This is a genomic window from Polyangiaceae bacterium, assembly GCA_016715885.1.
Taxonomy (GTDB): domain Bacteria; phylum Myxococcota_A; class Polyangia; order Polyangiales; family Polyangiaceae; genus Polyangium.
Genome location: JADJXL010000015.1, coordinates 533,472 through 545,957, shown reverse-complemented (window position 1 = coordinate 545,957; position 12,486 = coordinate 533,472). Strand labels below are relative to the sequence as shown.

Annotated in this window: 8 protein-coding genes and 1 pseudogene; all 9 read left to right on the top strand. The window is 60.3% G+C overall.

Annotation, left to right across the window (positions count from 1 at the left end; all coding sequences use genetic code 11):
* The first annotated feature begins 65 nt into the window (after positions 1 to 65).
* The 9 genes and pseudogenes from IPM54_15880 (at position 66) to IPM54_15840 (ending at position 12,439) form a co-directional block, all read left to right on the top strand.
* Positions 66 to 935, top strand: coding sequence for a hypothetical protein (locus IPM54_15880; GenBank protein MBK9261271.1), 870 nt, complete (start codon positions 66 to 68; stop codon positions 933 to 935).
* Entirely contained in the window at positions 926 to 1,432 is a 507-nt protein-coding gene (locus tag IPM54_15875) for a cyclic nucleotide-binding domain-containing protein (GenBank protein ID MBK9261270.1), read from the top strand. Before IPM54_15880 ends, IPM54_15875 begins: the two co-directional genes overlap by 10 nt.
* Before the next feature lie 781 nt (positions 1,433 to 2,213).
* Positions 2,214 to 2,903 carry a YggS family pyridoxal phosphate-dependent enzyme gene (locus IPM54_15870; protein MBK9261269.1) on the top strand — a complete coding sequence of 230 codons (690 nt, stop codon included), beginning with the start codon at positions 2,214 to 2,216 and terminating at the stop codon, positions 2,901 to 2,903.
* Between the two features lie 193 nt (positions 2,904 to 3,096).
* Positions 3,097 to 3,576, top strand: coding sequence for a TlpA family protein disulfide reductase (locus tag IPM54_15865; GenBank protein MBK9261268.1), 480 nt, complete (start codon positions 3,097 to 3,099; stop codon positions 3,574 to 3,576).
* On the top strand, positions 3,577 to 5,082 hold the full coding sequence (locus IPM54_15860) for a replication-associated recombination protein A (GenBank protein MBK9261267.1): 1,506 nt from the start codon (positions 3,577 to 3,579) through the stop codon (positions 5,080 to 5,082).
* A 349-nt stretch (positions 5,083 to 5,431) separates the two neighbouring features.
* Positions 5,432 to 6,124, top strand: coding sequence for a hypothetical protein (locus IPM54_15855; GenBank protein ID MBK9261266.1), 693 nt, complete (start codon positions 5,432 to 5,434; stop codon positions 6,122 to 6,124).
* Positions 6,121 to 8,824, top strand: a pseudogene (locus IPM54_15850) (VCBS repeat-containing protein). Before IPM54_15855 ends, IPM54_15850 begins: the two are co-directional and overlap by 4 nt.
* Positions 8,825 to 9,537: 713 nt before the next feature.
* Positions 9,538 to 11,874, top strand: a complete 2,337-nt coding sequence (locus IPM54_15845) for an RHS repeat-associated core domain-containing protein (protein ID MBK9261265.1) — start codon at positions 9,538 to 9,540, stop codon at positions 11,872 to 11,874.
* A 10-nt stretch (positions 11,875 to 11,884) separates the two neighbouring features.
* Positions 11,885 to 12,439, top strand: coding sequence for a hypothetical protein (locus IPM54_15840; GenBank protein MBK9261264.1), 555 nt, complete (start codon positions 11,885 to 11,887; stop codon positions 12,437 to 12,439).
* Positions 12,440 to 12,486: the final 47 nt, after the last annotated feature.

The following is a 12,486-nucleotide window of genomic DNA, read 5'->3' as shown; positions in this document are numbered from 1 at the left end:
AGCCGCGCGTAAGGTTTCCGGGCTTTGTCCTTGTGCCGTTTGGTCCTCTTGCTCGAGGTAAAACGATGAAAGCTCGGTGGCTTTTCGATCTCTCAGTCACGTCGCTCGGAATCTTGGCGCTCGCGGCGTGCGCCACGGGTAGCTCGCCCATCGGAACCGGCAGTGGCGGCGACGGTGGCGAAGATTGGACCGGCCCGAGCTCGTCGAGCTCGTCGTCGGGCATGGGCGGTGCTGGAGGCGGAGGTTCGTCCTCGGGTGGTGCTGGAGGCGGTGCTTCTTCGTCTTCTGCATCTTCCGCATCTTCTGCATCTTCCGCATCGAGCTCCAGCGGTGGCCCATGTCCCGACATGCCGTGCAAGCTCGTGTCGCCGCAGTGCGGATGCGCTGCGGGGCAGATGTGCACGGTGGATGGAACCGGCACGCGTTCGTGCATCGCTGCGGGCAGCACGCCCATCGGAAACGCATGCACGGGCGACGAGTGCGCGGCTGGAAGCCTTTGTGTGGGCACCACGGCAGCGATCGACACGTGCATGAAGTTTTGCAACTCGGACTCGGACTGCACGGCGCCCGGCGGCTTGTGCTTGATCACGCTGAACAACGGTTCGAGCGGTTCGATCCCCGGCGTCACGTTGTGCACGGAAAACTGTGATCCCTCGACGAACGTCGGTTGTCCGGTCGCGGGCACGGCGTGCGGCGTCGCGCAGGAATCCATGGGTCAGATGAGGCTTCTGACTCGTTGCTCCGAGTCGGGATCCGGCACGCAGGGTGCGTCTTGCACGGACGATGCCGACTGCGCTCCGACGTATGGCTGCTTCAACGCTGGCACGACGCAGTGCTTGAAGTATTGCAAGGTCGGCGGCGCAGCGTGCCCCGGCGGCGCCCTCTGCAACTCGCTTGGCACCATCGGGAGCACCGAGTACGGCGCATGTCTGTAAAGCTGGGTCCTAACGGGAAAGAACGTCTACGTGACATCGGCCTCTTCGGAGGCCTTGGCGACGAAGTGCTCGAACAGCTCGCAGCGAGCCTCGATGTCGTCGTGTTGCAACCAGGTGCGGTCGTGTTCAGGGAAGGGGACAGCGGCCGCGAGATGTTTGTCCTGCTCGAGGGCGAGATCGAGGTCTTGAAACATTCGAAGAGCATGCGCGAGACACGTGTCGCGCTCTTGGGTCCTGGCGACTGGTTCGGCGAGATGTCGATCTTGGATGTGATGCCTCGATCGGCGACCGTGCGAAGTTTGTCGCCTTCGCGCGTGCTGCGCGTCACGGCACATGATCTCGATGCGCTCTATCGGCGCGACTTGCGCTCGTATTCGCTGGTCGTGCTGAACATTGCTCGCGAGATGTCGCGACGGTTGCGCGTCGTCGATGGGCTGCTCGCCGAGTTTGTCGCAACCGTCGTCGACGAGTACACGAAGACGCACCGTACGTCGTAGGAACTGCGTACGGTTCGGCTCGACGAACCCTCGTCAGGAGCCGCCAGCGCCGCCGCTTCCGCCGGCGCCGCCGCTTCCGCCAGCGCCGCCGCTTCCACCGGCGCCGCCGCTTCCACCAGCGCCACCGCTTCCACCAGCGCCACCGCTTCCGCCCGCGCCGCCGATCCCGCCGGCACCGCCGCTTCCACTGACGTCACCCCAGCGCCGCCGTTGCTCGTGCTGGCAGCTCCGCCACCACCGCCGCCGCCCATTTCTTCCTTGCCGCCGGTGCCGCTGGCGCTGCTGCTGGCGTTGTCGTCAATCGTCGTGCCAGGAGGATCCGGCTGCGGATTGAACGTGCACGCAGATACGCCAAGGATGAAGGCAAAGGCGAGGAGGTAGGGCTTTCGCATGACGACGGCCGGTAGGGCAACCATCATGCCACAACGTGGGCTTATTTATTCAAGGAAAACGAGCACGAATCGGCACGCCTTGGCACAAGGTGAGACGCGCACACCTCACCCCCTAACCCCCTCTCCCCGTCGCAGCTTCGCTGCTCGCGGAGAGGGGGAACATGCCTCACCCCCTGGCCCCCTCTCCAACACAGTTGGAGAGGGGGGAAAGACGCACCAGATCTGCTACCTGTTCGCAGGATGGGAACGGTTTTGCGTATTGCACGAGCCCTGTCGGACGCTCTTCCTCCCCCTCTCCCTCCTGGGGAGAGGGGGACGGGGGGTGAGGTTATGCTCCCCCTCTCCGCCGCGCCGAAGGCGCGTGGGGAGAGGGGGTTGGGGGGTGAGGCGTGACCGACCTCGACCTCATCCCCGAACGCCTCGCCGCCGTACGCGCCCTCATCGACGACGCCACCAAGCGCGCTGGCAAGCCCGCAGGCTCGGTCCGCCTCGTCGCCGTCTCCAAGACCAAACCCGCCGAGGCCATTCGCATCGCCTACGCCGCCGGACAACGCGACTTCGGCGAAAACTACGTCCAAGAGCTCGCCGACAAAGCCTCCGAGCTCGCCGACTTGCCCGATATTCGATGGCACTTCATCGGCGCACTCCAGCGCAACAAAGCCAAAAAAGCCTCGAGCGTCGCCCACATCATCCACACCGTCGATCGACCCGACCTCGCAGACGAGCTCGATCGACGCGCAGCCGCCTCCGGTAAACAGCTCGACGTCCTCATCGAAGTCAACGTCGCCGGCGAAGCATCCAAGGCAGGCTCCTCCATCGATGCATTCCCCCTGCTCCTCGAACAAGCCCGCCGCGCCTCCCACCTGCGCGTCCTGGGCCTCATGGCCATCCCTCCCATGCTCGACGACCCCGAAGCCGTTCGCCCCTACTTCGCGCGCCTCAGACAGCTCCGCGATGCCCACGGCGGCCCAGCAGCCCTCCCCGAGCTCTCCATGGGCATGTCCCACGACTTCCCCGTCGCCATCGAAGAAGGCGCCACCCTCGTCCGCGTCGGCACCGCCATCTTCGGCTCACGCTGACGCCCGACTCGGCCCATCGCTCATGTTGCCCCGACAAACTCCCCGCCGCAAAAAAGTTCATCGAGCCAAACCAAAGGTTTGACGTTGCTCATGCAGCGTCGTACCACTGCCTCGCGCACAGCAAACCTTGCTACAGTCCTCGTCTATGCGCTTGCTGCCTCGACCTTTCGCTCGCTTCGCACACCTCTTCGCCATGGCCTCCGCGATCGTACTTTCGAGCTGCGCAACGACGCCCCTGCCCCCGTCCATGCAGCATCCGCTGCTCAATCAACCAGGCCCCGCGTTCGAGGCCACTTCGCTCGACAATCGCTCCATCACCGTCCCCAGCTACGGCACGGCGCGCGTCACCGTCATCGATTTTTGGGCATCGTGGTGCGGATCGTGCCGCTATACCATGCCGACACTCGAAAGGCTCTGGCGCACCCAGCGTTCCGCCGGCCTCATGGTCGTCGGCATGAACCTCGACGAGGACGCACAACAAGCCCTCGAAGGCGCCTACAGCTTCGGCATCACCTTTCCCGTCGTGCACGACCGAGGTCAGGAATTGCAGGCAGCTTTCGGCGTCTACCAAATCCCCACCACGTTCGTCCTCGATGCCGCTGGTCGAGTAAGGTTTGTCGGGCGCGACCCGGAGAGCATCAAACGCGCGGTCAGTGCGCTCATGGATAGATGAATGATCCCCAAAGGACGAGGCGGTCGTAATCCAGGCAATTTGCCCACGCTTTTTTCTGCAGCGGCAAAGAAAAACAACAAAATCCTCGTCCCGCTCGCCGAGCGCATGCGACCTCGTTCCATCGCCGACGTCCTCGGGCAAACCCACATCGTCGGCGAAGGAAAACTTCTCACGAACGCGATCGTCGCCGACGAGATCCCCTCGATGATCATGTGGGGACCACCCGGCTCGGGAAAAACATCCATCGCGCGCGTCATCGCCGCCGTCTCCAAGTCGCGTTTCGTTCCCTTCAGCGCCGTTTTGGGAGGCGTCCCCGAGCTGCGTCAGATCCTCGCCAAAGCCCAGGAAAACAAGGACTTCGAGGGCGGAACGACCATCCTCTTCGTCGACGAACTGCATCGCTTCAACCGAGCGCAGCAGGATGCGTTTTTGCCTCACGTCGAAGACGGCACCATCGTCTTGATCGGCGCGACCACGGAAAACCCTTCGTTTTCGGTCAACGCCCCGCTGCTCTCACGATGTCGCGTCGTTCGCCTGAATGCCCTCACGGACGACGCCTTGCGCGTTCTTTTGAAGCGCGCCCTCGTCGACTCCGAGGGCCTTGCGGATGCCTTTCAGATCGACGACGACACGCTCTCGCTCGTCATCACCGCCGCTTCCGGCGATGCACGCAGAGCGCTCAACACGCTCGAGATCGCGGCGCTCGAAGCCAAGCGCGTGGGGCGCACCAAGATCACGCAGCAAGACGTCGCCCAGTCGAACGCGCAAGCCACGCTGCGCTACGACAAGGCCGGCGAAGAGCACTACAACATCGTCAGCGCGTTCATCAAGTCGATGCGCGGATCCGATCCCGATGCTGCCGTCTACTGGCTCATGCGCATGATCGAATCCGGTGACGATCCCGTTTTTTTGCTTCGCCGCATGATGATCTTCGCCAGCGAAGACATCGGCAACGCCGACCCGCGAGCGCTCGATGTCGCCGTCGCAGCCGATGCGGCGTTTCAGCGCATCGGCATGCCCGAGGGCATCTACGCGATCGCGCAAGCAGCCATCTACTTGGCGTGTGCACCGAAGTCGAATGCGGTCACGACGGCGTTTCGTGCAGCACAATCCGACGTGTACAAGCGAGGCAGTTTGCCGGTCCCGCTGCACCTTCGCAACGCCGTCACGGGCCTCATGCGCTCCGATGGTTACGGCAGTGGATATCGCTATCCGCACGACGAACAAGGAGGCGTCGCATTGGGCGAGACGTACCTCCCGGACGGGCTTGTTGGCACCGAGTATTATTCGCCGACCGAGCGCGGGTTTGAAAAGACAATCGCCGAGCGATTGCGATGGATTCGCGCGCAGCGGCAAAACGCTCCGGCAAAGCCCGACGTGCCCATCGAAGCTCCCGTGCCGCCAGGGTTGATCAGCGCCGACACGGTGCCCGCCGACGAACCAGCGCGCTCGGACGAGGCAAGCTCGAGCGACGTATCCGCGCCAACTCCGAGCGAACAGGTTTGACTGCAAACGGTCAAGGCGACACGGGGTGCCTGGTTGTTGCCATCAGGTCGCCCAACGAGCGGCCTTGATGCAACCCTCGAGGGTGTTTGTTGCAACGTCGAAGATGCCCGTGGCGCATGCGGCGTGGCGGTCGAGCATGCTGGCAGTGTGAGATCCCTTTGGGGTCGGTAGGTTCCTACATCGGACATTTCCCGTCCGACCGTCGCGGCACCGACCTTGAAGCTCATTTTCGCGTGGTGTAGTGATGGCTGCGGGTCGGTTGTCCGGCCAGCATATTACAACCATGCATGTGCAATGAGCGTTCGTTCATCAAGGGGCGAGCTTCTCTTGCTCCGGGGGACGTGTCTGCATGAATTCTCGCACCAATGGCTTTTCTGCGTCTTGGATGCTGCTTTCATTTCTTTTGGCGTGTCTCGCCACGCATGCGGGGTGCTCGTGCGACGCGCTCAGTCGACCTGCGAATCCCCGAATCCATGCCTGTATCCCACAGCATGCATCGCTGCCGGTAGCTGCGCCGCTCGTGTCGAAAACGACCGTACCTGGAGCGATACCGGTATCGTTCAACGTGAGCGACACAGGTGACGCAACGTTATCGCTGCCGCTGGTTTCGGTGCCCGGCCGAGCAGGTATCGAGCCGGACCTAAACCTCACGTATAGCGGTTCGGGGGTCGACGGCATATTGGGTGCCGGTTTTTCCTTCTCGGGCGCCAGCGCAATTACGCGCTGTCCGAAGACGATGGCCATCGACAGCGAAGTTCGCGCGGTGCAATACGACACGGATGATGCGTTGTGCATGGATGGCAAGCGGCTCGTCGTCGTTTCGCAACGTGCAAATGCCATCGAATACCGCACGTGGCCTGATACGCACGTCAAAGTCATTGGCCATCAAACCGAGGAGGGCTCGCGTTATTTCGAGGCGTTTTTGCCATCGGGGCATGTCGTCGAGTATGGCAAAACCAAAGGAAGCCGGCCGCGTGCGCTCGGGGCGCCGTGCGTGCGTGGCTCGCGAATGAAATGCGCGATGCTCGCGGGAATGCAATGACGTACGGGTATTGCTTTGCAGAAGCAGACGGCTACACCGCGGAGTATGCGCTCGACGAAATACGCTACACCTCATTTGACGGCATGGAGCCGACACGTGCAGTTGCGCTCGTGTATGCCGCCAAGGAAGACGCACGCTCGGTGTATTCGGGCGGAATGGAGTTTCAGCAATCGCTACAGCTCGAGGAAGCGCAGATGCTGCTGAACGACGAGCTGGTGCGTCGATATGCTTTCGAGTATGAGCAAAGCGAAACGACGGGTCGGACGCTGCTTACGTCGGTCGAAGAATGCGGTGCGAATGGAGCGTGCAAACCGCCGACGAGGTTTCAATATGCGAAGGTTGAAACGGGGTTCGAGGAGGTTGCGACGACGATAGCGGTGCCGCTGTCGCGGCGCGCGAGTTATATGCTGGCTGATTTCACGGGCGATGGGATTGGCGATTTTCTCGTGCCCGATACAACGACGCTGTCGACGCCGACGAATCCGATCACGGAATGGCGAATCGCGCGCAATCATGGAAGCGGATTTGGGGCGCCCAAGGTTGCCTTTTTGCAGGAATGGTCGTTCCAGCAGGATCCCACGGAGCCAGTTGATCCGGGAATCCTTCAACCGGAGCTCGGCACGGCGATCGATTACAATGGCGATGGGAAAGCGGATGTCCTTTTGCACGATGTGTACGGCAATCGGAACAACCACATCGTCTTGTTATCGAAATCGACCGACACATTCGAAGAAGTCGACACGGGCATTCAAAGACCGTTTCCATTGGGTCCTGCGCCAAAGCAATTGCGTGGCGCTTCAGGAGCGGTGCATTTGGCCGATGTCGACGGCGACGGCGTATCGGATCTGATTCAATGCACGGATCATGGGAATAACGCGCCTCAATCCGTGTGGAATGTGCACGCATGGCGCCCTGGTGGGTTTGCACAAATCGGCACGGCAATCGACGAGCTGAATGGATACCCGTGCAACCTCGAAATGCACACGGTCGATATCGACAGAAGCGGGACCGTGGATTTGGTCATCCCCGGAATGATTGAACAAGGCGGTGTGGCATTTCAACGAGCACCGAACTATTACGTGTTTCGCCGTAACAGTGATGGGACGTGGGAATCGCACGATACGAGTTTGCGCATACCTCCGAATGGTGGTCGCACGTTGTTCGTTGACGTCAATGGAGATGCGTTGCCCGATGCCATAACGTCCGGCGATCCTTCCGGGACGACTGTGGACGTGGATCAACACGGGCAAAGGTTTTGCGGACAAGGCGGCAAATACTCTGGAATGGGATGGGCTCATTCCGCAGACCACCTACTTCCATTTGGCGGCTGTCGCCGATTTCGATCAGGATGGGCAAGGCGATCTCTTGATGCCGCTCGTCGATGCCATCAGCCCCGACATTCCGCGCTGGGTGATTCTCCGTGCAACGCGCGGATCGAATGGGTTCACCTTTGAGCGCATCGACGCGGGCATTCCATTCGAGCCGGTGCTCGGCGATGCGATTACGCTGGCGGACCCGCGAGGTCCACGCATTGCCGATGTAAATGGCGACGGCGCGCCGGATGTGGCGATATTTCTGGGCAACGAGCTCCACGTTTTCAAGAATCGTGCAGCCGACCCGGATGTGCTCGTGGGGTTTTCTGATGGCATGAACGAGCATGACGCCGAGGATCCGGGCTTCATTCCGAATGTGTCCATCAAGTATGGGCACTTGACGGACGAATGGAAGACGAACGGCGCGCAGGCGAACGATCCGAAGAAGGAGTCGTATCTGTATTTGTCACGTGCCAACGCGGCGAATGACTGCGCATACCCGCGTCATTGCGCGGTGGGCTCCAAGCGTGTCGTGCGCGACTATGCACTCAACGACGGACAAGGTGGGCAGCGTCGATTTGGCTTGCGTTATCGCGATGGTCGATACGATCGTCGAGGGTATGGCTTCCTTGGATTCGGCGCGCGCATCCTGACGGACCTGGACACTGGCGCGACGACGGCGACATTTTACGACAACGAAACGTTTGTTGCTATCGGCCAGCGCAAGGTATATCCGTTTGCGGGGCAGGTGAAATCACAATGGCGATGGGCTCCAGCGTTGCCGAGCGAGCCGAATCCGAGCCGCGTCGAGCTTTCATTTGTCGACATTACGCTTGAAGATGTGCCCACGAATAACGGCAAAACGTATTTCGCGCTGCCCACGAAACGCCACACGCGCCGCATGCAAGGCGCTTTTTCTGGAGCAGGTTCGCTCGAAGAATATGCTGCGGGCGTGGCCGCCAATGAAAACGCGACGATGCTGCGCGATACGATGGTGGATGTAGCGGCCTTCGACGAATTCGGCAACGTGCTCGAGGTTGACGTATCCACAGTGGGCGTCGACCTGACGACGCATATCACGCGCACCGTCAAGAATGACGTCGGCAGGTGGATACTCGGGCAGCCGCAATGGCAAGAGGAATGCAGCTCGGCTGCGGGCTTGACGCAATGCCGGACCACCCAACGCACAACGAATGCATTCGGCGAAGTGGAAACGGAGTCCACGTCAAGCAGCGATAACATCGACGATACGAAGCTGACTGTAGTGTACGAGCGCGACAAATTCGGCAACGTCACGAGCGTAAAGGCAGACGATGCATTCGGTCATCGACGCGAATCAATGACCGTTTACGATGACGAAGGCGTGTTCCCGGTCAAGCACATCAATGGATTGGCGCACGAGACGCTCGTCGAATACGATCCCGCTCTGGGTGTGCTGAGAAAGGAGACGGATCCGAATCAATTGGCGACCGAGTGGCAATACGACAGCCTCGGAAGGTTGGAGAACGAGAAACGCCCCGACGGATCGCAAACGACGATCACGCGCACGCGCGAGCGGATCGATGGTCAATGGCGATTGAAGGAGCGCACGACGACGGCGGGTGGTTCGGACGATGAAACGGTGTTCGATAGTCTGGGGCGGCCCATGCGCACGTATACGCACGGCCCCGCGCCAAAGCCGAATACGCCTCGGTTGATGCAGCTCATCGAATACGATCCGCTGAGTGGAAACGTTGCCAGAGGGTCTGTGCCGACTGCGGAAGGTACGCCCGATGCGCAGCTCGTCTTCGACGAATACGAATTCGATACGTTGGGGCGCGAGATTCGGCACACCACACCGTGGAACGCAACAACCACGACCTCGTATGATGGTTTCTTCATCGAGATGACCGATCCGCTGTTGAAGCATACATTGACCGAGCTCGATGCATTGGGTCGACCCGTAACAATCACGGATGCAGCGAATGGCAAAACGAAATATGCCTATGGCCCATTCGATGCGCTTCGCACGGTGACCGATCCTGGCGGGGCCGTAACAAATGGACGCGCGATGCATTCGGGCGTGTGCGGCAATTGGAAGAGCCAGATCGCGGCACGACGATGTTCGTCAACGATGGATTCGGTGACGTGCTTGCATCGACGGATGCGCTCGGGCGCGTGATCGCGTTTGGCGTGGACGCACTCGGGCGCGTGAAAACGCGCACGGATACGCACGCGGGAAAGAGCTTGACGACGACGTGGACGTGGGATACAGCGCCGAATGGAATTGGCCGGTTGCACATGCTCGAAAGTCCCGACGGAATCAAGACGTATGCGTATTCGCAGCGAGGGCAGCTCGAAGGGACGACGCTCTCCGTTGCGGGAGAGTCGTTTACGGCGCGAATGACGTACGATGACATGGGTCGTGTCGCGTCGGTGGACTACCCGCAGCCACTCGGCGAACTGCCGTTCGGTGTAACGTACGAGCATGACAACCACGGTCATCGCATTGGCGTGCGCGATACGTATACGAACGATGCGTATTGGCAATTGACGGACGTCGACCAAGCAGGCCGGTACAAGGGTGAGATGTTTGGTAATGGCGTGACGACGGCTCGTGGATACGACCATGAGAAAGGCGCCCTGAAGAGCATCACCACGACGAAGGGTGCAGCGACCATTCAGCAATTGTCGTACGACTGGGACGAGCGACTCAATTTGAAGAGCCGCACGGATGCACGACAACCGGTCAACAAAACGGAGCGTTTTCGTTATGACGCATTGAATCGGCTCACGTGTGCGTACTTTGGGCTCGTCGAGAATCCGAATGCACCGTGCGACACGTCGTACGGCTATGCGCCCAATGGAAACATCGTATCAAAGAGCGACGTGGGCATCTTGTCGTATACCGATCCCACGCATCCGCATGCCGTTACGAATGCGGCAGGCGATAGCTTCTACCATGATGCGGTCGGCAATCAAATTACGCGGCCAGGAGGCGTCATCATCACTTATACGCCGTTCGACTTGCCGAAGACGATTACGCAAGGCGCGAAGGTGACGACGTTTGGATACGACGGTGATCAGCAACGAATCCGCAAAACGACGTCGACCACGGAGACCATTTACTTCGACGACCTTTACGAGCAGGTGAAAACCACCAGCGGCATCGAGCATCGTTACCACGTGCATTCACCCGAGCGAGTGGTTGCCATTGTGACGCGTGATGGCCAAGAACCGGGGACGCGCTACCTGCATGTCGATCACGTTGGGTCGATCGAGACGACCACGAAGGAGAATGGCACCATCGATGAGCGGCGCAGCTACGATGCATTCGGCGCGCGCAGGAATCCAGAATGGGGCGGTTCGGCGATAGCATTCACGAGCAAAACGAAAAAAGGATTTACGGGGCACGAAGAAGCTGACGAATATGGCCTCGTCAACATGAAGGGACGAGTCTACGACCCACGCATTGGGCGATTCACGACGACGGACCCGATCATTGCGAACGTGTACAATGGGCAAAGCTTGGGAGCGTATGCATACGTGCGCAACAATCCGCTTGCATTCGTGGATCCAAGTGGGTTTACTGAGGAAGAAGCGCGGCGGTTGTGGCGCGTCGAAGAAACGCCCGGACAGCTCGGCATTCACATCACGTTCGACCCATTGCCGCCACCGACGCCGCGACCTACGCCACCGCCACATGCGGCTGACGTGGGCGCTCAAGCGGCGACAACCGATGTAGGAACGACGGGAAATGGCGCAGCAGCACCGCCGCAGGGTGCAACGGTGGTCGAAAAAGGAAGCGTTGGCGATGCCGTATGGGATGGCGTTGGCGATGCGGCGCGCGGTTTGTGGGACGATTGGACGTCGACGCCATTGCCGACAATCGAGCGCATGTACGACGCATACGACAAGGGCGATGCGGTCGATGCATTCAATGTCGTCAATCCGCTGATTGCATTCGCCAACGTGTCACTTGCAAACGACGACGGCGACACGTACAGCGTCACACGGCAATCAACCGCGATAGGCGTGACGGTCATTGTGGGCGTCGTCATCGGAAAAGTCATAGGCGGACAAACGGGCGCGGGAAAGGGTGGGAAGACGACGAGGGGGCCGCCGGATGACGCTGCCGCGCTCAATGCCGCTCGGGCGGCTCGCGATGCCAAGGCTGCTGAGGTCGGTGGACTTCGGCCACCAGCACGCCCCGCAACGGTGACCGCTGGTTATCATATCGAAACGCGTCAGATTGCTGTCGGTTGCTCTGGTGGTGGCTGTGCAGAAGGAAAAGTTGTGCAACAACTCGGCGGCGATGCGAGCAAAGTGAAGTTTACCGAAGCGGTTCGACCTCGACCAGACGGGCCACCATTCAAACAGGTTCCAGTCTGTCAAAATTGCGAAACTCAGTATGGTCGTGAACCATTCCCTTCGGGCACTCAATTCAAAGGCGATTAAGGTGAATGACATGAGCTGGGAACTGGAGTGCTACGACTGGTCGCGCCTCGAAGCCGACGGGGGAGCTTCGGGCGTCCCGAGTGCCATAAAGGCTCTTGAGTCGGCGACAACGAACGAGGTTGCACTTGCAGCCTACTGGAAAATCGATAATACGGTGGTCGTTCAGGGAGCTGTCTATCCGGCAGCTCTTCCCACCGTACGCTGCCTTCTCGTCAGTCTGTTGAGAAGCACGGCCATAGCGCGGCCTCACATTTTGGAGCTGCTGGTTCAGATTGGGGCCGGCGAAGCCGCGATTGTCGAGGCAAGTAATTCCGATATCGTACAACGATGCCTCGTCGAAATCGCTCGTGGGCTGCCCATTTACATGGACATCCTCGAGCGAAGCGTCAACTCCGACGAGAGAGCATTCTGTGTGGACTTGATTGGCCTCTGTTGCAGGGTGGACCCCAGCCTTCGCGAGAGAGTCGGCTGGTACTTCAACAAGGTCAAGTCAAGTCATCCTTCGAATGGCCTGCTTCGACTGATTTCAAGCTGGGAAGAGGAGGTCGGTACTCCGGGAGGTTGATCAATCCGCTTCGTCGACACACTCGTCGCCGGCACACTGCTTTGGCA